The following is a 21,622-nucleotide window of genomic DNA, read 5'->3' as shown; positions in this document are numbered from 1 at the left end:
ACGCGGCGGCCTTCAGGTTGGGGGAAGCGCGGACGCCTCCACCCGGTCGCGCCCATTCTGCTTGGCCAGATACAGCGCCTGATCGGCCCGGTCCAGCAGCTTGTCCAGGCTTTCACTCTCCCCGCGCCATTCGGCCACGCCGATGCTGGCCGAAAGGGGAATGAACCGCCCCTCATGCTCCACGGGATGGGCGGCGATGGCACTGCGCACGCGCTCGGCCACCTGCGTCGCCGCGGCAAGGTCCGTTTCCGGCAGCAGCACCACCAATTCCTCCCCGCCATAGCGGGCAAGGCTGTCACTGGTGCGCAATGCGGCGGCGGTGCGGCTGGCCGCGCTGCGGATGGCCATATCGCCCGCCGCATGGCCGAACCCGTCATTGATGCGCTTGAACTGGTCCATGTCCAGCAGCAGGACGGCGAAGGTCCGGCCATAGCGCCCCGCCCGTTCCCGCTCCGCCTGGGCCAGTTCCATGAAGCAGCGGCGGTTGAGAATGCCAGTCAGGCCGTCCGTGCTGGCCAGTTGCTCCAGCTTGGCGTTGGCATCCAGCAGGGCGGCCGTGCGCTCCGCCACCCGGTGTTCCAGGGTCTGCGTCAGGGCGCGCAGGTCGGTATTGGCCTGGCTCAACCGTTCATAGAGCACCAGATTGACAAGGCCGGCGGCGAACTTCGCCGTCAGCACGCCCAGCATCTCCGCATCGGCCGGCAGCAGCGGGCGGTCGCAATCCAGAAGGGCGAGGAAGATGGTGCCGTCCGGCCCCGGCATATGCAGCGTGGCCGACCGGCCCGATACACCGGTGCGACGGACGGCCAGCGCAGCTTCCAGCCTGTCATGCAATGCCGATCCCGGAGCCGGGGGCATCAGGGGTGCGAGACTGCCGGTCACGGCCAGGGGACGGAACCGCCCGCCGGCGCCGCCGCCCCCTGCCAGATCATCCACCACACAGACCAGCCCGCTGGCATTGGCCCCCAGGATGGGGCCGGCCTGTTCCAGCATGGTCTGGGCGTAGGCATCGATCCCCATATCGGGACGCAGCCGGTCATCCAGGGCAATCATGCGGCGCAGGCCGCGCCGGTTCGCCTCTATCGTGACGATGCTGTCATAGGCGCGCAGCGCCGCGATGACGGTGGTGAACAGCTTCTGCGCCGTCAATTCCGTCTTCGCCTTGTAATCATTCACGTCGTAATCGGCGATCACCCGTTCTTCCGGTGCCTGACCCGGCTGGCCCGTGCGCAGGATGATGCGCACGGCACTATCAGCCAGATCCTCCCGGATGGCGCGGACCAGCCGCAGGCCGGCATCGTCGGTTTCCATGACCACGTCCAGCAGGACGAGCGCGATATCCTTTTCCGCCGACAACATGGTCTGCGCCTGGGCCGCGGAATAGGCGGACAGCAATTCCAGCGGGCGGTCGCGGAAGCACACCTTGCGCAAGGCATAGCGGGTGACCGAATGCACCTCCTCATCATCATCGACGATCAGGATGCGCCAGGGCGGCCCCTCCGGCAGGCGGCGTTCCGGCAGCGGTTGGGGCGCGCCCTTCAGCGTGCCATCCTCCGCAAACAGGAAATCGTCCTGATCCACAGCGACACCCCATTTCCCCGATTGCCACGTGGGCAACCAATCCAACCAAATAATGCAAAAGACAGGAAACTAACAATATCAGCAAAACGACCGCCCCACCCTTGACGTGCGGGACGGCGAAACCGGTCAATTAAGTGTGATCATAAACCCTTTTGCGCCTGAATTCCCGTTATAAATGATGACCATGCCAGAAAACGCCATTGGCGCCCGCCCCGCGCTTGCCTATCCTGTTGCGCAATTCCCAGGCCAGCGAAGAGGCGGAAATGTCCAGTAGCGGTAAACCAGCCGGCGGGCCACGCCGGCCCGGCATCCTGATCCTGTTCGCCGCCCTGGTCGGTGCCACGACGCTGGCCTATGTGATGATGCCGAGGAAGCCTGTGGAAAAGCCTGCCGAACCCGTCGCCGAAGCGCCCCTGCCCCCCCTGCGGCAAAGCCTGTTCGCCGCCCCGCCCGTGGCCAGGCAGGTGCCCGTGGACCATGTCCGCCATGGGGAGACCTGGACCGACCCCTATGACTGGCTGCGGGACAAGGATTATCCCAAGGTCGACGATGCCGACGTGCTGGATTATCTGAAGGCGGAGAACGCCTATACCGACCAGGTGATGGGCGGTGAGGAGGACGGGCTGCGCGCCGCCCTGTTTGCCGAATTGAAGGCACGGGTGAAGGAGGACGACACCGGCGTCCCCTACCCGCGCGGCGCCTATGTCTACCAGTCGCGCTTTTCCGCCGGCCAGGACCACCCCGTCTTCGTGCGGTGGCCCAAGGACGGTGCCAGCAACGGCGAGCAAGTGGTGCTGGACGTCAACACCCTGGCCGAGGGCAAGGATTTCTATGACGTGGAGGCGCTGGAACCCAGCCCTGACGGCCGTTACCTGGCCTACAGCTTCGACGATAACGGGTCGGAGAATTTCACGATCGTCGTGAAGGACATGCAGAGCGGGGAGCTGGTCGGTGAGCCGATTCCCGGCACCTCGGGTTCCGTCGTCTGGGCTGCGGACAACCGCACCCTGTTCTATGTCCTGAAGGATGAAAGCCAGCGGCCCAAGCAGGTGATGCGCAACAGCCTGGGCGCTGCCCCGGCCGCGGCGACCCTGGTCTATGAGGAAGCGGACCCGTCCTGGTGGGTCGGGATCGGTGAAAGCCAGTCCGGCCGCTTCGTGGAGATCGGCAGCGGCACGCTGATCGCCAATGAAACACGCCTGATCCCCACCGATGACCCCACGGCAGCCGCCCGCGTGGTCATTCCACGCCAGGACGACCGGCTTTATTCCGTGGCCGACCAGGGCGAGAATCTTTGGATTCTCATCAACGACAAGCATCTGAATTTTCGCCTCGTCCAGGCGCCGCTGGCCGACTGGTCGGAAGGGAACTGGACGGAGGTGATGGCCGGCAGTGACCGCCAGTATCTGACGGGCCTGCTGGCGCTGAAAGACTGGCTGGTCGTCTTCGGCCGCCAGGACGGAACGCAGCAGGTCTGGGTGCGCGGAACGGACGGGCAATCGCACACCATCGCCTTCCCCGACGCCGCCTTCGCCGTCTCCCCGCTGAACAACGAGGAATATGAGACGGGTACCTTGCGCGTGCGCTACCATTCGCTGGTCACGCCGCCGACCGTCTTCGATTACGACCTTGCCGGGCGCACCCTGACCGCACGCAAGGTGCAGGAAATCCCAAGCGGGTACGACCCGTCTCTCTACACCTCCGAACGACTGATGGCGCCCGCGCGCGACGGCACGCCCATCCCCGTGTCCATCGTCTATCGCAAGGATTTCAAGAAGGACGGCAAGGCACCGCTGCATCTCTACGGCTATGGTTCCTATTCCATCGCCATGGAACCCGGCTTCTCCACGGCCCGCATCGGCCTGCTGGACCGCGGCTTCGCCTATGCCATCGCCCATATCCGCGGGGGGGAGGAGATGGGCCGCCCCTGGCACGATGCCGGGCGCCTGACCAACAAGCCGAACACTTTCAACGATTTCCTGGATGTGGCCCAGTTCCTGGTCAACCAGGGATATACAAGCCCCGGCCAGATCAGCATCGAAGGCGGCTCGGCCGGCGGCACGCTGATGGGGGCCGTGCTGAACATGGGGCCGGACGGCATGTTCGCCGGCGCCGTGGCCCATGTACCCTTCGTCGATGTGCTGAACACCCTGTTCGACGAGACGCTGCCCTTGACGACGGGTGATTATCCGGAATGGGGCAACCCCAATATCCCGGAGATCTATCAGGTGATGAAGACCTACAGCCCTTATGACAATGTGGCCCGCCGCCCCTATCCGCCGATCCTGATCACGGCCGGGCTGAACGATTATCGCGTGACCTACTGGGAGCCGGCGAAGTGGGCGGCAAAGCTGCGCACCCACAAGACCGACGACAATGTACTGCTGCTGAAGACGGAGATGAGCGCCGGTCATGGCGGCTCCACCGGCCGATTCGACAAGCTGAAGGAGGTGGCGCTGTCGCAGGCCTTCATCCTGCGTGCCCACGGACTGTCGAAATGACCCCCACGGCCGGCCGGCGGGGCGGGCCGGCATGACCGCTCCCGCCAGCCGCTATCCACCCGAAACGCTGAAGGCCGACTACCTGCGCACGGCGCTCGGTCTGGCCGCCACGGCGGGACCGCTGGCGCTGGCAGGTGGTCAGGCGCACCCGCTTGTCGCCGTGCCGCTGGCGGCGGGGGCCGCCCTGTTCATCTGGCTGGGTGGCCGCACGCTGCTGCGCGGACGGGTACGGTATTTACTGTTGCCCGATGGGCTGGCAGTGGAAGGCGGGCTGTTCGCCGGCCTGCTGGCCTGGGACCGGATCACGGATGTGAAGCTGCGCTATTACGCCGTGAAGAAAGACCGGTCGGGTGGATGGATGCAACTGACGCTGCGCGCCGGCCGGCGGCGGCACAGTATCGAAAGCCAGTTGACCGGATTTGACGGCATCGCGGCCCGCGTGGCGGCCCTCGTGGTTGAACGGAACCTGCCGGTCGATGAGACGACGCGGGAAAATTTCATGTCACTGGGACATTATATGTGACGATCCCGCAGACCAGTCGAAGGGACTATGCCTTTCGGACCGGGATTATGACCGTAACGACGACCATGATTGCATTGTGCAACTGAAGATCGCGCTGCATTTCGATAGCCTGTCCCGTCCGCCGGCACCGACCACCAGCCCAGGAGGGTGGCAGTGCGGGCGACCAGGATACCGGCCAGCGCCCCAAGCGCGGATGGCAGGGTGGCCACGGCCGCCGCAATCAAACCACGTTCCAGGCCCGGCATGGAACTGCCCGGCGGCGGGATCGCCATCAGATGAGCCAACAGCACGCCGGCCGCCAGACCGATCACGCCGATGGCGGCCAGTCGCGGCACGAACAGGGCCAGCAGAAAGGCGGAGGCGGCCAGGATCGCCAGGGTGCCGGTCAGCGTGTCGGCCGTCAGGTCCCACAATCCGGCACAGGCGCCCAGCAGGGCGGCCAAGCCGGAAAGCAGCAGAATTTTTGTCATCGCCGTCATCGCACCGATACCTTCGATCCCGACCGCACCCATCGCGGTCATAGATCAAAGGATGGGGGCAGATTACGGCGAAAGCCGGACATGGGGCGGGCGGCGGCGGGGCGGCGCCTGGGTCTTGCCATGGCCCGCGACCCGCCGCCATCACTTGTCACAACGGAGAATAACAGATCCCGGTGAGTTGCGATCACCGGGACTTGGGATCATGGGACCGCCATCACTCCGCCGCCACCGCACGGCGCATGGGCGGGGTGAAAATGGCGACCTTGGGCAGGGGCCGGGCGGCCTGCAGCGCCTCCACCCCGGTTTCCCCCTCCACAGCTCCGACCTGTTCCCGGGCCTGACGGGACAGTTCGGCATGCTCGCGCACCAGATTGCGCAGCACGGCCCAATGGCGGCGAATGCTGTCCTCCACCTCGCGCAGGCGCATATCCGGCCCGGCAGGTTCTGCCGCCAGGGCGGCAAGAATTTCCGACAGGCCGACATCGTTCGAGGCATCGTCCAGGATGCGCAGCCCGGCTGGCAACCCGTCGAACCCGCCGGAACCCTTGGGTTCCCGTAATCGGGCGGGGCTGCCGGGCGATTTGCCGGCATGGGGGCGGTTCAATCGGTCTTGCATTCGGACCCTCCCGGAGAAACGGATAGTCCAGCAAAGCAAAGCCCGTGCCGCGCCCCATGCGCCTTCAGCGCCGGCCGAACAGCCGTTCGATATCGCCCAGCTTCAATTCGACATAGGTGGGGCGGCCATGGTTGCACTGTCCGCTATGGGGCGTGGCCTCCATCTGGCGCAGAAGGGCATTCATCTCGTCCACATTCATGGCGCGGCCGGCCCGCACGCTGCCATGGCAGGCCATGCGGGAACAGATCGCCTCCAGCCTTTCCTTCAAGGCAAGGGCATCACCCAGTTCCGCCAATTCGTCGGCAATATCCCGGACCAGCCCGCGCACATCGGCCCGGCCGCCCAGCATGGCCGGCACCTCGCGCACCACCACGGCACCCGACCCGAATGTCTCCAGCACCAGCCCCATTTCAGCCAGTTCGTCGGAACGCTCCCCCACCCTTTCCGCATCGGCGGGGTCCAGTTCCACGACCTCCGGGATCAGCAGCATCTGGCGCTTCACGCCCTCACCCAGCATTTCCCGCTTCATGCGCTCATAGACCAGCCTTTCATGCGCGGCATGCTGATCCACGATCACGATACCGTCACCGGTCTGGGCCACGATATAGGTGGCATGGACCTGCGCCCGCGCCGCACCCAGGGGGAAGCTGGCCGGTGGCGCGGCACCGGCCTCTCCTGCCTCGTTCCGCGCTGCGGGGGCGAAGCCGGCGGGCGGGACACCGACGGGCTGGGGCGCCTGGAAACGAAACGCCGCCTCCGCCATTTCACGCGCCACGGGGGGCGGTGCCTGGTGATGCGGGGCGAAGCTGTTGGCCTGCTGCACGGACGGCAGCGGCGGGGCGGGCTGCGGTTCCCAGAACAGTGCCGTCTGCGGTGCCACGCGCGGGGTCAGGCTGGCCAGCGTATCGGCGGCAACCGTCGTGCTGGCCCGGTGGCCGGCCGCCGCCAGCGCGTGTTTCAGCGCGCCCACGATCAGGCCACGGATCAGGGCCTGATCGCGGAACCGCACCTCCGTCTTGGCGGGATGGACATTCACATCCACATCCTGCGGATCCAGCGTCAGGAACAGGGCCAGCACGGCGTGACGATCCCGGGCCAGGAAATCGGCATAGGCGCCGCGCACGGCGCCAACCATCAGCCGGTCCTTCACAGGGCGCCCGTTCACGAACAGGTACTGGCCCGCGGCCGTCGGCTTGTTGAAGGTTGGCAGGCCGATATGGCCCACCAGGCGCACGCCGGCCCGCTCGGCCTCCACCGGGATCGCATTCTCCTGGAACTCCCGCCCCAGCACGGCCCCCAGGCGCGACAGGTGCGCGCTGCCATCGCCACCCGTGCTGGCCGCCAGCCGCAGCGGCGTCCGCCCCTCGTCGGTGACGGTGAAGGCGACATGCGGATGCGCCATGGCCAGACGTTCCACGATATCGATGGCGTGCTGGCTTTCCGTGCGGCTGGTCTTCAGGAATTTCAGCCGGGCCGGCGTGGCGAAGAACAGGTCCCGCACCTCCACCCGCGTACCGGGACCACCAGGGGCCGGCCCCACGGGATGTACGGCGCCACCTTCGACCAGGATGGCGCTGGCATGATCGGCATCGACCGTGCGGCTGGTGATGGCCAGGCGGCTGACGGCCCCGATGCTGGGCAACGCTTCGCCCCGGAACCCCAGGGTGCGGATATCGGTCAGGTCGCCATCGGGCAGCTTGGAGGTGGCATGCCGTTCCACCGCCAACGCCAACTGGTCCGGGTCCATGCCGCAGCCATCATCAGCCACCGCAAGCAGCGCCTTGCCCCCATCACGCAGGGTCACGTCGATGCGACGCGCACCGGCATCGAGCGCGTTTTCCACAAGTTCCTTGACGGCGGCGGCAGGGCGTTCAACCACCTCGCCGGCGGCGATCTGGTTGACGAGCGTATCGGGCAGGCGACGGATGATCGGCATGGCATGGTCATAGCACCGATTGCGGCCTGTGGCCAAGCCAGCCACAAGTTATGGGACCCTAAGCAGATTCTCCGAACGCCGCCCACACATGGTATCAGGGCAGTTTCAGCCCTTCGACCTCGGCCAGTTGTTCACGGCGCAGCCGGGCGCCGGCCAGGCGCGCCCCCGTCATGTCGGCCCCTTTCAGATCGGCCTGGGACAGATTGGCGAAGGAAAGGTCGGCGCCAGCGAAATTCACCTTCACCAGCCGGGCGCCCGTCAACCGGGCATAGCGCAGCCGGGCACCCGCCAGTTCGGCCCGCACGATGCGCGTGTCATCGATTCGCAGATAGCCCAGATTGGCTCCCGACAGGTCGGCATTGCCCAACTGGGCATCGGTCAGGTTGATGCCGCGCAGGTCGCAACCGGCCAGATTGGCACCCCGCAGATCGGCACCGGCCAGATTGCCCACCTGCATCTGTGCCGCCGACAGGTCCACGCCATAGAGAATGGCACCCGGCGCGTGCAACCGCGTCAGACAGGCATGCGACAGGCAGGTCGCCCCGCGCAGGTCATATCCCTTCAGATCCAGCGCCATGCCAGCCTGTCCGGCGCTGCCCACCCAATCGGCATGCAGCTTGACCATCTCTTCCAGCGGGCGCGGCAGATCGGCAAGGGGCCGGCCGGCCGGCTTGTCCGTCAGCGCCCCGTCCATGTCGGCTCCGCCCAGTTCGGTCAGGACCAGGACGGCACCGGTCAGCACCGCCCCCTTCAGGCTGGCGCCGCGCACATCGGCCCCCGACATGTCGGCGCCTTCCAGGATGGCCCCGTCCAGCGTGGCGTTGCGCAGGTTGGCACGCACCAGCTTGGTGCCCCGCATCACGGCATCGGTAAAGTCGGTATGCATGGCGACCGCACCCGACAGCTTGGCCTGGGACAGGTTGGCATTGGCCAGCCGGGCGCCCTGCATGTCAGCGGGGCTGGCGTCGCTTTCCACGACCACAATGCGCAGGCTGCCATCGGACGCCCGTTCGGCCAGCGACCCGTCGCGCAGATCGGCGCTGACCAGATTGGCCCCGGTCAGGTCGGCGCCGCGCAGGCTGGCGCCGCGCAGGTCGGCCTTCACCAGCGAGGCACCGGTCAGGTTCGCCTCCCTGATATCGGCCGCGAACAGGGTGCAGCAATCCAGATTGGCGCCGGCCAGATTGGCTCGCCGCAGCACGCTGCCCGTCAGGTCGGCGTGCGCCAGATCGCGACCGCCCAGGTCCAGGCCCGTCAGGTCGAAATTGGTCAGGATGGCGCGCGCACCGCCCATGCGGGCATTGCGGAACATCTCATGCCGCTTCACGACGGCGTCGAGCTGTTCCTGCGTTATCCTGTGATGCGGACGATTGTCGCCCAATCTGGCACTCCCCATCTGCGGACACGCCATCATGGCCCCGCACGGTGGAGAATTTCATTAAAATCCACCACCGTACGACAACGCATCAGGATAGCGCCACGGACCGGACGGGGTGCGGATCAGGCGACCTTCCCCCCATTCACCAGCCCGACCAGCCCGACCGTGCTGGCATCGTGGGGCTTCGTCCCCTGCCCTTCCAGTTCCGGCAGGATCACCTTGGCCAACTGCTTGCCCAGTTCCACGCCCCACTGATCAAAACTGTTAATGTTCCAGATCACGCCCTGGACGAATACCTTGTGCTCATAAAGCGCGATCAGCATGCCCAGGCGGCAGGGGTCCAGTTGATCCACCAGGATGGTATTGGTCGGGCGGTTGCCCGCGAAGACCTTGTGCGGCAGCAGGGCTTCCAGCGCGGCACCCGACCTGCCTTCCCTTTCCAGTTCGGCACGCACCTCCGCCTCGTTCTTGCCACGCATCAGCGCCTCTGTCTGGGCCAGCGTGTTGGAAAGCAGCATGGCATGATGCCGGCCCGTGGGGTTCTGGCTGGTGATGGGGGCGATGAAATCGCAGGGGATCAGGTGCGTGCCCTGGTGGATCAACTGATAGAAGGCGTGCTGGCCGTTCGTACCCGGTTCCCCGAAGATGATGGGGCCGGTGGCATAGTCCACCGGCGCCCCGTCACGGTCCACCGACTTGCCGTTGCTTTCCATGTCCAGTTGCTGGAGATAGGCCGGCAAGCGGGCCAGATACTGGTCATAGGGCAGCACGGCATGGGCCGCTGCCCCCCAGAAATTGCCGTACCACACGCCCAGCAGGCCCAGGATCACCGGCATGTTGGCGTCCAGCGGTGCCGTGCGGAAATGCTCATCCATCGCGTGGGCGCCGGCCAGCAGTTCCCCGAACCGTTCCGGCCCCACCATCAGGGCGATGGGCAGGCCAATGGCCGACCAGAGGCTGTAGCGGCCACCGACCCAGTCCCAGAAGCCGAACATATTGTTGGTATCGATACCGAACTTCGCCACCTCCGTGCTGTTGGTGGACACGGCCACGAAATGCCGCGCCACCGTCTCCGGCGTGCCGCCATTGGCCAGGAACCAGTCGCGGGCCGTGTGGGCGTTGGCCAGCGTTTCCTGGGTGGTGAAGGTCTTGGACGCGATGATGAACAGGGTCGTGGCGGGGTCCACGCGGCGCAGCACCTCGGCAATATGGGTGCCATCGACGTTGGAGACGAAATGCGCGGCCAGATGTGGGTGATGCCAGGGCGTCAGCGCCTGTGTCACCATGACGGGGCCCAGGTCGGACCCGCCGATGCCGATATTGACGATATCGGTGATGGGCTGGCCGTCATAGCCCCGCCACTCACCGTCGCGCACCTTGTGGCAGAAGGCGTACATCCGGGCCAGCACCTCCTGCACCCCCGGCATCACATCCTCACCATCGACCAGGATGGGCCGGTCCACGCGGTTGCGCAGGGCCACATGCAGGACGGCCCGGTCCTCCGTGATATTGATGCGCTGGCCGCCGAACATCGCATCGCGCATCGGCTCCAGCTTCTGCTGCAGCGCCAGACCGGTCAGCAGCGCCAGCGTCTCATCCGTGATGCGGTTCTTGGCATAGTCCAGCAGCATCCCGTCCAGCGCGATGCGGTAACGGTCGAACCGGCCGGCATCGGCCGCGAACAGGTCACGCAGCGCAGTGCCTTCCAGGCTGGCACGATGAGCGGCCAGCGCCTTCCAGGCGGGGGATCGGGTCAGGGCGGACATGGGTTCTCTCTCCGGCCGGAATGCAGGGGATTTCATGCGATTGATAGCATGAAGCCCGCGCGCCACAAGCGCGCAAACTGCTGCAAATCCACCGGGAACAGTGATTTTGACATCCGGGCAGAACGTAATCCGGCAAAAGAAACAGGCCGGCCGATTTCGTAATGCGGTTACGAAACGCACATTCTAGAAATTATCCTGATTGCCCTCATAGGGGGCCGGCTGACCCACGCGGTATCCCTTGTCCTGGTTGAAGCGCATGCTGACCTTGGCGTGGGCCATCTTGTCGCTGGCGGCCCAGATCAGATAGCGCCGACCGGCCTTCCATGACTGCACGACCTCGTCCGGGGCGTTGCGGGCCAGGTTGTTGAAATCGGGGTGGGTGATCATGGAGACAAAGGCCGTGTCACCGATATTCTTGCGTTCATCGAAGACATAGATCTGCGTATCGGCCACCTTCTCACGCTCGGCCTGCTGTTCGCATTCCTCGATGATCTGCTCCAGTTCGGCCAGTTCCACTTCCATCTGCCGCTGCTCGCGTTTCAGGGCCAGCGTGGCCCTGGCATGCTCTCGCACGGCCTGGCTGGCGTTATGGACGCGGCCCTGATGGCCCTGGTGCTGCCGTTCGGCGCGCCGCAGGCGCTGGCGCACATTGGTCATGACCTGCAGCGCCACCACACCGCCGCCCAGGATGCCGAACCACAGGGGCAGCGCATCGAACAGCCGATCCATCATCCCGTCACCCGCTCGCTCAAGGCCGCGGCCAGTTCGGCATTCTCCAGGGCGGTCATGTCATCCCCCTCGCTCTGCGGCTCGGAAATCTCGGCCACGAAGAAGCCCGTGGCAGGGGGAAAGGCGCGCTCGGCCAGAATCTTGGCATCGCCGATGGTGGAGGCCCAGATCACGACCTGCTGGGTACGCGCCCAGCCCTTGGACAGGAAAGGATGTTCCTTCTGGTCCATCTGCGCGCGCTGAACATGGCGGTTCACGACATGGGCGATGAATTTGCGCGCCGGCCGCTCCGTCCGCAGGAAAGCATCCTCCTCCCCCTGCACCCGCAGCAATTGCGAACGGGCGATCTTCATGTCCGTGATCTTCTTGTTGACCATGTAATGGCGGCGGCGGGCCGATTTCACCTTGGCGTCCAGCTTCACCAGCACGGGCAGCAGGGTCTGGCGCCGGGCCTGCAGACGCTGCGACAGCGCGCCCAGCCGCTGCATGCGCGCTTCAAGGCCGACGCCCTGCTGGCGCTTGCGCAGGGCGCTTTCGACCGAATGCGCGATTCCGGTGCCCAGCAGATAGGAGATGCCGGCGATGATGAAGAAGGCAATCGCCGCTTGGGCAAGTTTTTCCAGCATGGGAAAGGCACCGGGCCGCAATGACGGGAGCCCCCGCCGGGCCAATGATTATAGATCGAAGTACCTGCCCGGCGAAAGCATTGCCGCACGGGCGCCACCATCAAAAGCCAGAACCCGCCACGGCCGGGGCCGGGCGGGTTCTGGACATGCGGCATCTGGTCGATACCGTTTACTTGAAGGCGATGCCCACGACCTCATAGCTCTTGGAGCCGCCTGGGGTCGTCACCTCGACGCTGTCGCCGACCGACTTGCCGATCAGCGCGCGGGCCAGCGGGCTGGTGATGCTGATCATGCCCTGCTTGATGTCGCTCTCATCCTGGCCGACGACCTGATAGGTCACCTCCTCATCGGTGTCCTCATCAGCCAGGGTGATGGTGGCACCGAACTTGACGGCATTGCCGGACAGCTTCGTCGGCTCGATCACCTCGGCCCGGCTGATCTTGTCCTCCAGCTCCATCACACGGCCTTCGATGAAGCTCTGGCGCTCCCGCGCCGCGTGATATTCCGCGTTTTCGGACAGGTCGCCATGCTCACGGGCCTCTGCGATCGCCTTGATCACGGCCGGACGCTCGACGCTCTTCAGATGCTTCAACTCATCTTGCAGCCGGTTATACCCCCTGGCCGTCATGGGAACTTTTTCCATCGTGCCCTATCCCAAGTAAGGTAGCCCAGAAAAACAAAAGCCCGCCGGAGCGGTCGCCCGCCCCGCCGAGATCCGCCTGTCCTCAGTACGAACCGCTCAAGTAGGACTGGAGCGGAGCCACGTCAAGACCGCCGGCTTTCAGCGCCGAGATGGCTTCGACCGCCGCCTCGGCCCCGGCCACCGTGGTGTAATAGGGGATGTTATTGGTCAGCGCGGTGCGGCGCAAGCTGAAGCTGTCGGACACCGCCTGCGACCCTTCGGTCGTGTTGAAGATGAGCTGAACATCGCCATTGATCATGGCATCGACGATATGGGGCTGGCCCTCGACCACCTTGTTGATGGCCGCGACCTTCACGCCGTTTTCGGCCAGGTGCCTGGCCGTCCCGCGCGTGGCAACCACCTTGAAGCCCAGTTCCAGCAGCTTGGCGGCCACCGGCACCATGGCGGGTTTGTCGCGCTCGCGCACGGAAATGAACACCGTCCCTTCCTTGGGCAGGGTGACGCCGGCGCCCATCTGGCTCTTGGCGAAGGCCATGGCGAAGTTGCGGTCCAGGCCCATCACCTCGCCCGTCGACCGCATTTCCGGCCCCAGCAGGATATCCACGCCGGGGAAACGGTTGAACGGGAAGACGGCTTCCTTCACGGCCGTGTGCGGCGGGAACGGACCGGACAGCTTGAACTGGCCAAGCTTCTCGCCGGCCATGATCCGGGCCGCGATCTTGGCGATGGGCGTGCCCGTCGCCTTGGCCACGAAGGGCACCGTGCGGCTGGCGCGCGGATTGACCTCCAGGATGTAGATGTCGAAACCGTCGGTGCCCGACCCGTCGGCCGACTGCTTGACCGCGAACTGGATGTTCATCAGGCCGACAACGTTGAGCCCCTTGGCCAGCTTCACGGCCTGGACCGACAATTCATCCACCACGGCCTTGGACAGCGTATAGGGTGGCAGGGCACAGGCGCTGTCGCCGGAATGGATGCCGGCCTCCTCGATATGCTCCATGATGCCGGCGACATAGACTTGGCCGTCGGCATCGGCCACGGCATCCACATCCACCTCGATCGCGTCCTGAAGGTAGCTGTCGATCAGCACAGGGTTCTTGCCCGACACCTTCACCGCGGTGGCGATGTAACGGCGCAGGCCGGCCATGTCATGCACGATCTCCATGGCGCGGCCGCCCAGCACGTAGGACGGGCGGATGACCACGGGGAAGCCGATCTGGCCGGCGACCTTCTCCGCCTCTTCCAGCGAACGGGCCAGGCCATTGGCGGGCTGGCGCAGTTCCAGCTTGTGCAGAAGCTGCTGGAAACGCTCGCGATCCTCGGCCAGGTCGATGGCGTCGGGCGTGGTGCCCAGGATGGGCAGGCCGGCCTGTTCCAGGGCGGTGGCCAGCTTCAGCGGCGTCTGGCCGCCGAACTGCACGATCAGTCCCTTGACCTCGCCGTTCTGGTTTTCCTTCTCCACCAGCTCGATCACATCCTCCGCCGTCAGCGGCTCGAAATAGAGGCGGTCGGCCGTGTCATAGTCGGTGGAAACGGTTTCCGGGTTGCAGTTGACCATGATCGTCTCATAGCCCGCCTCCTGGAGTGCATAGACGGCGTGGACGCAGCAATAGTCGAACTCGATGCCCTGACCGATGCGGTTGGGACCGCCGCCCAGGATGACGACCTTCTTCCTGTCGGTCGGCGCGCTTTCGCATTCCGCCGGCTCCAGGCCGTTGCCTTCGTAGGTGGAATACATATAGGGCGTGCGGCTGGCGAACTCCGCCGCACAGGTGTCGATGCGCTTGAAGACCGGGCGCACGTCCAGCGCGCGGCGATGGGCCGACACGGCCGATTCCGGCTGGCCCGTCAGCGTGGCGATACGGGCATCGCTGAAGCCCATGGCCTTGATGCGGGCCATCGCCTGCGCGTCCAGGCCTTGCACGCCCGTGGCCCGGATGGCCTCCTCCTCCTGCACGATCGCCTGGATCTGGCGCATGAACCAGGGGTCGTACTTGCACTCCTCATAAATCTGCTCGATGGTCCAGCCATGGCGCATGGCCTGGGCCACCATCAGCAGACGCTCCGGCGTCGGGCGACTCAGCATGTGGCGCAGGCGGGCATCGTCGACATTGCCGCTGGCATCGCGCAGGTCGATCTCGTCGAAGCCGGTCAGACCGGTTTCCATCCCGCGCAGGGCCTTCTGCATGCTTTCGGCGAAGGTGCGGCCGATGGCCATCACCTCACCGACCGACTTCATCGAAGTGGTCAGCGTATTGTCGGCGCCGGGGAACTTCTCGAACGCGAAGCGCGGGATCTTCGTGACGACATAGTCGATCGTCGGCTCGAAGCTGGCCGGCGTGGAACCGGTGATGTCGTTGTCCAGTTCATCCAGCGTGTAGCCGACGGCCAGCTTCGCGGCGATCTTGGCGATGGGGAAGCCCGTGGCCTTCGATGCCAGCGCGGAGGAACGGGAGACCCGGGGGTTCATCTCGATCACGACCATGCGGCCGGTGTCGGGATGGATGCCGAACTGCACGTTCGACCCGCCCGTATCCACGCCGATCTCGCGCAGCACCGTCAGGCTGGCATTGCGCATGATCTGGTATTCTTTGTCGGTCAGCGTCAGGGCCGGGGCGACCGTCATGCTGTCGCCCGTATGCACGCCCATGGCATCGATATTCTCGATCGAGCAGATGATGATGCAATTGTCCTTGCTGTCGCGGACAACCTCCATCTCATACTCTTTCCAGCCCAGGACCGACTCCTCGATCAGCACCTCGTTCACGGGGCTGGCGCGCAGGCCGCCGCGCACGATGTCTTCGAACTCCGCGCGGTTGAAGGCGATGCCGCCGCCGGTGCCGGCCAGCGTGAAGGACGGGCGGATGATGGCGGGCAGGCCCACGAAGGCCAGCGCGTCCAGGGCCTCGTCATAATTCTTCACGACGCGCGACCGCGGGCTTTCCAGCCCGATCTTGTCCATGGCGTCGCGGAACTTCAGCCGGTCCTCGGCCTTTTCGATGACATCGGCCTTGGCGCCGATCATCTCGATCCCCAGCCGGTCCAGGGTTCCGTCGCGGAACAGCGACAGGGCCGTGTTCAGCGCCGTCTGCCCGCCCATGGTGGGCAGCAGCGCGTCAGGCCGCTCCTTTTCCAGGATCTTGGCGACCATGGCCGGCGTGATCGGCTCGATATAGGTCGCATCGGCCAGACCGGGATCGGTCATGATGGTGGCCGGATTGGAGTTGACGAGGATGACGCGGTAGCCTTCCTCCTTCAGGGCCTTGCAAGCCTGGACGCCGGAATAATCGAATTCGCAGGCCTGTCCGATGATGATCGGACCCGCGCCGATGATGCAGATGGATTTGATGTCGGTGCGTTTCGGCATGATCAATCGGACCGTCTTTTTCGGGCGGGAAGGGCGATGTGGTCGCGCCAAAACGCCCCCCGCTCCACAATGGGTGCGGGGGGCGCCCGGCTGAGGGGCCTATATAGAGAGGTCGCCTTCCGAATTGAAGTGCCCAGCTTGGGGCGCTGGGATGCGTGTTGCGGGATGCAGGGGGGACGTGGCCCGTCACGGACCGATATAGAAGCGGCGCAGATCCTCCTGCCGGGCCGTGAAGACGGCGCAGCGCGTCGTGTCCTGATCGCGGAAAAAATAGACCGTATCGTCTTGTCGCCTGTGCAACGGGTCGTAAAGATTGACGGCCATGCGGCCATAGGCCACGCCGAAAGCCCGTTCCCGCGGGCCGAACGCACGGTAATGCAGGTCGATCAACTGCATGAACCGGCCGGCCCGGCACAGTTTCGATAATTCCGGGTTGGCGGTGAGCTGGGTCCGGCCCGCCTGGTCGAACGCATAGACGATGCGGTCGCGGCGCTGCGGCACGGGCCGCGGCGGCAGGCGGCCCGGATCGATCCAGCTCTGCCAGGGCAGCTTGCCCATCCCGCCGCCCTGCTCCGGTCGCGCTGCCGCCGGCCGCTCCGCCCAGGAGGGGCCGGCAGGCACAAGCAGACACAGGGCAAGCAGCCAGGAAAGGCAGGAACGCGACATGGGACCAGTCGGTAACAGGGACCAGACGCCGCCATATTGCCTGCCCGCACCCCCCGGCACCATCCCTATCGCCCCTTATCGGCGACGAGCATACGAAAGGACAGGTCGGGCCGGCCATATGAACGGCCCGCAGGGCAGACCCCAGCCCATTGAAACCGCTGGACGGCGCCCCTTGGGTTGGCAGCAAATGGGGCGCCGAACCGATGAGGACAGGGTGATGGGTACGCGGCCGAACATGATCGTGGAACTGGGGCTGCTGCTGGTCCTGGCCTGCCTTTGGGGGGCATCCTATACCTTCATCAAGATCGGGGTGGAAACCATTCCGCCCGTCACCCTGATCGCCGTGCGCACCCTGATCGCCGGAGGCCTTCTGGTCGCAGTCATGGCCTGGCGCCGCCTGACCCTGCCGCGCGATCCGGTGATCTGGCGGCGCTTCCTGTTCCAGGCCTGCATGAACAGTGCCCTGCCCTTCACCCTGGTGGCCTGGGCGGAACAAAGCACCGATGCCGGCCTGACGGCCATCCTGAATTCCACGACACCCATCTTCACCTTCCTGCTGACAGCCTTCGTCACGCGGCATGAAGCGGTGACAGCGCCCAAGCTGTTCGGCGTGGCCGCGGGCATGCTGGGTATCTGCCTGATCATCGGGGTGCAGGCGCTGGACGGGCTGGGCCGGGAACTGGGCGCACAGCTGGCCATCGTGGCAGCCACCGTCAGCTATGCCGGGGCCGCTGTCTACAGCCGGAATTTCAAGGGCCTCTCGCCCCTGGTTCCGGCAGCGGGGTCCATGCTGTGCGGGGCCATGCTGCTGGTGCCTGTCAGCCTGGCGGTGGAAAGGCCCTGGACGCTGACACCGTCCGGCCAGTCGATCCTGGCGCTCTTGTGCCTGTCTGTCTTCTCCACCGCGCTGGCCTTCACCATCTATTTCCGGCTGGTCCAGACATTGGGGTCTGTCGGCACCACGGCCCAGGCCTACCTGCGCGTGCCCGTCGGTGTCGGTATCAGCCTTATCGTGCTGGGCGAAACCCTATCGCCCACGGCCTGGATCGGTCTGGCCTGCGTATTGGCCGCCGTCATAGCCATGACAATGCCGGCCCGCCCTACCAAGTAACCAGGACTGGGAAATCGGCACGTGACGCTAAAAATAAACTAAGAAAACAAAAAACCCCTCCGATTTTACTGGAGAGGTTTGGCAAATTAAAGAATATGACTTTCTGAAGTGGTGCCCAGGGACGGAATCGAACCGCCGACACGGGGATTTTCAATCCCCTGCTCTACCGACTGAGCTACCTGGGCACACCGCACATCAAGCACCAGAGCGTCTTTTGTTCACCGCCGCCCGGTGTGGAGCGCCTTATAGACAAGCCGTTCGGGGCTGTAAAGCATTGAATTACGGCGCCCGGGAAATTTTCCCGAAAATTTTTCTCAAGGTTCCTGCTCCCCCGCCTCGTCCTCCACCGGGACGCGGTAAACCTCGCCCAGCCAGCGGGACAGATCCACGTCGGCACAGCGCTTGGAACAGAAAGGGCGAAAGTCCGGCACCGGCGGCTTGCCGCATATAGGACAGCCGGCAGCCTTGCGGGGGCGCCGGGCGCTGGACAGGTCGATAGGGTCGTCACTCATGTCTTGTTCCTTGTTCAGCCCGGCTTCCGCCGACCAGATCGGCCAGGGGTGGGCCGCGGCGCGCGCGTGTCACCTCCACCAGGCCCAGACGCGACATGCCATAGACATGGGTCGCCACGGCGTCGTCCGCCACCGCCGTGGACAGGCACTGGATCACCGCCTCCCGGTCACCAGCCCGCGCCATGTTCACGAAATCGACCACCACGATGCCGCCGATATTGCGCAAGCGCAATTGCCGCGCGATTTCCCGGCAGGCATCCAGGTTGGTTGCCAGGGGATTGCCGCGTTCCCCGCCATTCACATCGATGACGGTCAGCGCCTCCGTCCGGTCGATGACCAGGGAACCCCCCTGTGCCAGGGGCACATGCCGATCGGCCAGGGCGGCGATGGCGCCGTCCAGGTCGCCCTGATCGAACAGCGCATCGGGACCCTTGTGCAAGGTCACCAGGGGCAGCAGGTCGGGCGCCAGGCCCAGGCAGGCCGTTCTGACAGCTGCCAGCGTCTCCGGCCCTTCCACCCGCACCTCTGCCAGCCCGTCGCGCGGCAGTTCCACCAGGGCGCGACGGATGGCATCGGGGGCAGGCAACAGGAGAGCGGGCGCCTGTCCCGACACCGCCGGCCGGGCCCGGTGCGCATCGGCCAGCAACGTTTCGGCCTCCGCCAGCACCAGGGCGGGATCGGCGTGCAACGCCTCTGCCCGGACGATCCAGCCGCCCCCGTTGGGCAGGTCCTGCGACAAACGCTGGCGCAGGGATGCGACGACCGGCCCCTTGCCCAGGCGTCGGGAGATATGCAGGCCGTCGCCAAGCGGGTTGTAGACCAGGAAACGGCCGGGCAAAGACAGGTCCATGGTCAGGACCGCTCCCTTGCCGTCATGGGCGTCAGCCTTGACCTGCACGGTAATGGTCTGCCCCGTGCGCAGCAATTGCCCGATCCGTGCATCACGCCGGCCGGGCCGCACATCGCCTGCGGCCAGGAAGCCTGCAAGGCTGTCCCCGAACTCCACAAAGGCGGCGTCCAGCCCGGAAACCAGCCGCCCGACACGCCCCTGCACGATGGCACCCTGCCAGACGGGCCGATCGACATTGTCGATGGCCAGATCGGTCAGCACGCCATCGGACAGCAGCGCACAGCGCCGCAAGGGGCCGCGCCGGTCGATCAGCAGCCGGCGGCGCATCAATCTGCGACGCTGGTCCGGACCGCGGCGGCGGCCAGGGCAAGCGCATCAATGCCGGCCGCGCGCAACATCCCCGACACCTCGGTCAGGGGCAAACCCACAACATTGCTGTAGCTGCCGCCCATCTGCCGCACGAACAGGCTGGCAAGCCCCTGGATGGCATAGCCGCCGGCCTTGCCCTTCCAGTCGCCGGTGGCGATATACTGATCGATCTCGGCGGGCGACAGGGTGCGGAAAATCACCTGGCTTTCCACCACCCGGTTCCAGCACCGCCCGTCGGCCCCGACAAGGGCCACACCGGTATAGACCCGGTGCCGCCGGCCCTGCAGAAGGGCCAGACAGCGGCGTGCCGTGTCGGCATCGTCGGCCTTGGGCAGGATGCGGCGCCCCAATCCCACCACGGTGTCGGCCGCCAGCACGACCGCCCCCGCATGGCGGGCGGCCACGATGGCCGCCTTCTCCCGCGACAACCGCGTGGCATGGGCGGGGGGCAGTTCATCCTTCAGGGGTGTTTCATCGATGTCGGCCGGATCGATCATGTCCGGCACCAGCCCGATCTGAGCCAGCAATTCCCGCCGCCGGGGCGACCCGGAAGCCAGAATCAAGCGCGGCCGGTCCTTGCCGGAGATATCGGGCGACGCCGCCGCGCGTATATTCATGCCCAATCCCTGCCGCTCACTTGAAGCGGAAGGTGATCCGACCCTTGGTCAGGTCGTAGGGGGTCATTTCGACATTGACCCGGTCACCGGCCAGCACGCGGATGCGGTTCTTGCGCATCTTGCCGGAGGTGTGGGCCAGCACTTCATGCTCATTGTCGAGCTTCACGCGGAACATCGCGTTGGGCAGCAGTTCAGTCACTGTGCCAGAAAACTCGATCAGATCTTCCTTGGCCATGTTTTCCTGATTGCGGGAGCCTAAAACGCGCACATAGGTGATGGCCGCAGGGCCCGCGGTCAAGTGTTTTCAGCAGAAAGCAGGGGCGTTTCCCACGCCGGGCATGGCTGGGGCGGGACGGGTGGGTTCCCGTGCGTATCGCTGCGGTTCACGATGCGGCGAAGCGTTTCTTCAGGCGCTTCAGCAGCGTATCGCGCACCTGCCGGTAGGCGTCGAGTCGTGCCTCCCGGCTGCCTTCGACCAGCGTGGGGTCGAAGGTGTTCCAGAATTCCACGTCACAGGCCGTGGTACGGGTCATTTCCACGGCACGGTGCTGCGCCTCCGGTGACAGGGAGACGACCAGATCGAAGCTGTCATCCTCCAACTGATCGAATGTCTTGCAGCGGTGACGGGACATGTCCACACCCAGTTCCGCCATGACGGCCGTCACGAACGGATCGATCTCCCCTTCCCGCACGCCGGCGCTGTCGACATAGATCGACTTGCCCATCAGCATCTTCAACAACCCCTCGGCCATGGGGGAGCGGATGGAATTGTAGGTGCAGGCGAACAGGACGCTGGAGATACGGGTCGGATTGGTCTCTGCCATCGACGGCGCCGTCAGCTACGGATGTGCAGCACGCAGATGAGCGTGAACAGACGCCGGGCCGTATTCAGGTCCATCTCGGCCTTGCCGGCCAGCCTTTCCCGCAGCAGTTCCGACCCCTCGTTGTGCAGACCGCGCCGGCCCATGTCGATGGCCTCGATCTGCGAGGGCGACGCCGTCTTGATCGCCTTGTAATAGCTGTCGCAGATCATGAAATAATCGCGCACGATGGTGCGAAACGGCGTCAGCGGCAGGGTGATGCGGGTTAGCGCACAATCATCCTCCCGCCGCAGGTCGAAGACCAGACGATTATCCTCCGTCGACAGGAACAGGCGGAACGGCCCTTCCTCCGGCGTCTCCACCAGGGCGAAGCTGTTCTCGTCCAGAAGGTCGAACAGGGCGACGGCGCGCTCATGCTCCACCTCCATGTTGCGGCGGATGACATTCTTCTCCACCAACTCGACATGGGCGATACGGTGGTTCGGCGCGGTCATCATCCCTCCCCGGTCGTGGTCGTGGCTTGCTGCCAGC

Annotated in this window: 20 protein-coding genes and 1 tRNA gene; 3 read left to right on the top strand and 18 right to left on the bottom strand. The window is 65.5% G+C overall.

The window, feature by feature from the left end; all coding sequences use genetic code 11:
• Positions 1–12 precede the first annotated feature (12 nt).
• On the bottom strand, positions 13–1,581 hold the full coding sequence (locus ACM9LZ_RS06510; protein ID WP_416618535.1) for a diguanylate cyclase: 1,569 nt from the start codon (positions 1,579–1,581) through the stop codon (positions 13–15).
• A 263-nt stretch (positions 1,582–1,844) separates the two neighbouring features.
• On the opposite strand from ACM9LZ_RS06510, the gene ACM9LZ_RS06505 reads away from it, so the two are divergent.
• Both ACM9LZ_RS06505 and ACM9LZ_RS06500 read left to right on the top strand, forming a co-directional pair.
• On the top strand, positions 1,845–4,082 hold the full coding sequence (locus ACM9LZ_RS06505) for a S9 family peptidase (protein ID WP_416618534.1): 2,238 nt from the start codon (positions 1,845–1,847) through the stop codon (positions 4,080–4,082).
• A 31-nt stretch (positions 4,083–4,113) separates the two neighbouring features.
• Positions 4,114–4,605, top strand: coding sequence for a hypothetical protein (locus ACM9LZ_RS06500; RefSeq protein WP_416618533.1), 492 nt, complete (start codon positions 4,114–4,116; stop codon positions 4,603–4,605).
• Here ACM9LZ_RS06500 and ACM9LZ_RS06495 read toward each other — a convergent pair.
• The 10 genes from ACM9LZ_RS06495 to ACM9LZ_RS06450 form a co-directional block, all read right to left on the bottom strand.
• Positions 4,596–5,075 carry a hypothetical protein gene (locus ACM9LZ_RS06495; protein ID WP_416618532.1) on the bottom strand — a complete coding sequence of 160 codons (480 nt, stop codon included), beginning with the start codon at positions 5,073–5,075 and terminating at the stop codon, positions 4,596–4,598. The genes ACM9LZ_RS06500 and ACM9LZ_RS06495 overlap by 10 nt on opposite strands.
• Before the next feature lie 223 nt (positions 5,076–5,298).
• Complete coding sequence (locus ACM9LZ_RS06490; protein WP_416618531.1) at positions 5,299–5,700, bottom strand: hypothetical protein; 402 nt, start codon at positions 5,698–5,700, stop codon at positions 5,299–5,301.
• Between the two features lie 64 nt (positions 5,701–5,764).
• The gene (mutL, locus tag ACM9LZ_RS06485; protein ID WP_416618530.1) at positions 5,765–7,636 is read right to left on the bottom strand and encodes a DNA mismatch repair endonuclease MutL; all 1,872 of its coding nucleotides are present in this window, start codon (positions 7,634–7,636) and stop codon (positions 5,765–5,767) included.
• A gap of 94 nt (positions 7,637–7,730) precedes the next feature.
• A complete protein-coding gene (locus tag ACM9LZ_RS06480; protein ID WP_416618529.1) occupies positions 7,731–9,017 on the bottom strand; it encodes a pentapeptide repeat-containing protein in 1,287 nt (428 codons plus the stop codon).
• A gap of 119 nt (positions 9,018–9,136) precedes the next feature.
• The gene (gene pgi / locus ACM9LZ_RS06475; RefSeq protein WP_416618528.1) at positions 9,137–10,780 is read right to left on the bottom strand and encodes a glucose-6-phosphate isomerase; all 1,644 of its coding nucleotides are present in this window, start codon (positions 10,778–10,780) and stop codon (positions 9,137–9,139) included.
• Positions 10,781–10,963: 183 nt separating this feature from the next.
• Positions 10,964–11,512: a hypothetical protein gene (locus ACM9LZ_RS06470; protein WP_416618527.1), complete on the bottom strand. Its 549-nt coding sequence runs from the start codon at positions 11,510–11,512 to the stop codon at positions 10,964–10,966.
• Positions 11,509–12,135, bottom strand: coding sequence for a hypothetical protein (locus ACM9LZ_RS06465; protein WP_416618526.1), 627 nt, complete (start codon positions 12,133–12,135; stop codon positions 11,509–11,511). Before ACM9LZ_RS06465 ends, ACM9LZ_RS06470 begins: the two co-directional genes overlap by 4 nt.
• Positions 12,136–12,304: 169 nt before the next feature.
• Positions 12,305–12,778, bottom strand: coding sequence for a transcription elongation factor GreA (gene greA / locus ACM9LZ_RS06460; protein WP_416618525.1), 474 nt, complete (start codon positions 12,776–12,778; stop codon positions 12,305–12,307).
• An 82-nt stretch (positions 12,779–12,860) separates the two neighbouring features.
• Positions 12,861–16,145 carry a carbamoyl-phosphate synthase large subunit gene (carB, locus tag ACM9LZ_RS06455; protein ID WP_416618524.1) on the bottom strand — a complete coding sequence of 1,095 codons (3,285 nt, stop codon included), beginning with the start codon at positions 16,143–16,145 and terminating at the stop codon, positions 12,861–12,863.
• 186 nt (positions 16,146–16,331) lie between these two features.
• On the bottom strand, positions 16,332–16,811 hold the full coding sequence (locus ACM9LZ_RS06450; protein WP_416618523.1) for a hypothetical protein: 480 nt from the start codon (positions 16,809–16,811) through the stop codon (positions 16,332–16,334).
• A 217-nt stretch (positions 16,812–17,028) separates the two neighbouring features.
• Between ACM9LZ_RS06450 and ACM9LZ_RS06445 the strand changes: the two genes are divergently transcribed.
• A complete protein-coding gene (locus tag ACM9LZ_RS06445) occupies positions 17,029–17,922 on the top strand; it encodes a DMT family transporter (protein WP_416618522.1) in 894 nt (297 codons plus the stop codon).
• Between the two features lie 109 nt (positions 17,923–18,031).
• Here the strand turns inward: ACM9LZ_RS06445 and ACM9LZ_RS06440 are convergent.
• From ACM9LZ_RS06440 to ACM9LZ_RS06410, 7 genes are all read right to left on the bottom strand, one after another.
• A tRNA-Phe gene (locus tag ACM9LZ_RS06440) sits at positions 18,032–18,107 on the bottom strand.
• 129 nt (positions 18,108–18,236) lie between these two features.
• Positions 18,237–18,434 (bottom strand): DNA gyrase inhibitor YacG, encoded by a 198-nt coding sequence (locus tag ACM9LZ_RS06435; RefSeq protein ID WP_416618521.1) that lies wholly within the window; start codon positions 18,432–18,434, stop codon positions 18,237–18,239.
• Positions 18,427–19,611 carry a ribonuclease E/G gene (locus tag ACM9LZ_RS06430; RefSeq protein ID WP_416618554.1) on the bottom strand — a complete coding sequence of 395 codons (1,185 nt, stop codon included), beginning with the start codon at positions 19,609–19,611 and terminating at the stop codon, positions 18,427–18,429. The genes ACM9LZ_RS06435 and ACM9LZ_RS06430 overlap by 8 nt, the downstream gene beginning before the upstream one ends.
• On the bottom strand, positions 19,611–20,270 hold the full coding sequence (locus ACM9LZ_RS06425; RefSeq protein ID WP_416618520.1) for a Maf family protein: 660 nt from the start codon (positions 20,268–20,270) through the stop codon (positions 19,611–19,613). The genes ACM9LZ_RS06430 and ACM9LZ_RS06425 overlap by 1 nt, the downstream gene beginning before the upstream one ends.
• Before the next feature lie 16 nt (positions 20,271–20,286).
• A complete protein-coding gene (infA, locus tag ACM9LZ_RS06420; RefSeq protein ID WP_028097283.1) occupies positions 20,287–20,505 on the bottom strand; it encodes a translation initiation factor IF-1 in 219 nt (72 codons plus the stop codon).
• Between the two features lie 148 nt (positions 20,506–20,653).
• Positions 20,654–21,094 (bottom strand): arsenate reductase ArsC, encoded by a 441-nt coding sequence (locus tag ACM9LZ_RS06415; RefSeq protein ID WP_416618519.1) that lies wholly within the window; start codon positions 21,092–21,094, stop codon positions 20,654–20,656.
• Positions 21,095–21,105: 11 nt separating this feature from the next.
• Positions 21,106–21,588 carry a UPF0262 family protein gene (locus ACM9LZ_RS06410; RefSeq protein ID WP_416618518.1) on the bottom strand — a complete coding sequence of 161 codons (483 nt, stop codon included), beginning with the start codon at positions 21,586–21,588 and terminating at the stop codon, positions 21,106–21,108.
• Positions 21,589–21,622: the final 34 nt, after the last annotated feature.

The organism is Niveispirillum fermenti (genome assembly GCF_048066175.1).
Classification (GTDB): domain Bacteria; phylum Pseudomonadota; class Alphaproteobacteria; order Azospirillales; family Azospirillaceae; genus Niveispirillum; species Niveispirillum fermenti.
The sequence above is the reverse complement of the archived record's forward strand: the minus strand, read 5'-3'. Positions and strand labels throughout refer to the sequence as shown.

Coding starts and splice junctions, on each gene's coding strand:
- ACM9LZ_RS06465 (WP_416618526.1), bottom strand. CDS start 12,135: ATGCTGGAAAAACTTGCCCAAGCGGCGATTGCCTTCTTCATCATCGCC.
- ACM9LZ_RS06415 (WP_416618519.1), bottom strand. CDS start 21,094: ATGGCAGAGACCAATCCGACCCGTATCTCCAGCGTCCTGTTCGCCTGC.
- greA (WP_416618525.1), bottom strand. CDS start 12,778: ATGGAAAAAGTTCCCATGACGGCCAGGGGGTATAACCGGCTGCAAGAT.
- ACM9LZ_RS06495 (WP_416618532.1), bottom strand. CDS start 5,075: ATGACAAAAATTCTGCTGCTTTCCGGCTTGGCCGCCCTGCTGGGCGCC.
- ACM9LZ_RS06490 (WP_416618531.1), bottom strand. CDS start 5,700: ATGCAAGACCGATTGAACCGCCCCCATGCCGGCAAATCGCCCGGCAGC.
- ACM9LZ_RS06500 (WP_416618533.1), top strand. CDS start 4,114: ATGACCGCTCCCGCCAGCCGCTATCCACCCGAAACGCTGAAGGCCGAC.
- ACM9LZ_RS06425 (WP_416618520.1), bottom strand. CDS start 20,270: ATGAATATACGCGCGGCGGCGTCGCCCGATATCTCCGGCAAGGACCGG.
- ACM9LZ_RS06470 (WP_416618527.1), bottom strand. CDS start 11,512: ATGATGGATCGGCTGTTCGATGCGCTGCCCCTGTGGTTCGGCATCCTG.
- ACM9LZ_RS06450 (WP_416618523.1), bottom strand. CDS start 16,811: ATGTCGCGTTCCTGCCTTTCCTGGCTGCTTGCCCTGTGTCTGCTTGTG.
- mutL (WP_416618530.1), bottom strand. CDS start 7,636: ATGCCGATCATCCGTCGCCTGCCCGATACGCTCGTCAACCAGATCGCC.
- ACM9LZ_RS06410 (WP_416618518.1), bottom strand. CDS start 21,588: ATGATGACCGCGCCGAACCACCGTATCGCCCATGTCGAGTTGGTGGAG.
- ACM9LZ_RS06505 (WP_416618534.1), top strand. CDS start 1,845: ATGTCCAGTAGCGGTAAACCAGCCGGCGGGCCACGCCGGCCCGGCATC.
- ACM9LZ_RS06445 (WP_416618522.1), top strand. CDS start 17,029: ATGGGTACGCGGCCGAACATGATCGTGGAACTGGGGCTGCTGCTGGTC.
- ACM9LZ_RS06430 (WP_416618554.1), bottom strand. CDS start 19,611: ATGCGCCGCCGGCTGCTGATCGACCGGCGCGGCCCCTTGCGGCGCTGT.
- carB (WP_416618524.1), bottom strand. CDS start 16,145: ATGCCGAAACGCACCGACATCAAATCCATCTGCATCATCGGCGCGGGT.
- infA (WP_028097283.1), bottom strand. CDS start 20,505: ATGGCCAAGGAAGATCTGATCGAGTTTTCTGGCACAGTGACTGAACTG.
- pgi (WP_416618528.1), bottom strand. CDS start 10,780: ATGTCCGCCCTGACCCGATCCCCCGCCTGGAAGGCGCTGGCCGCTCAT.
- ACM9LZ_RS06435 (WP_416618521.1), bottom strand. CDS start 18,434: ATGAGTGACGACCCTATCGACCTGTCCAGCGCCCGGCGCCCCCGCAAG.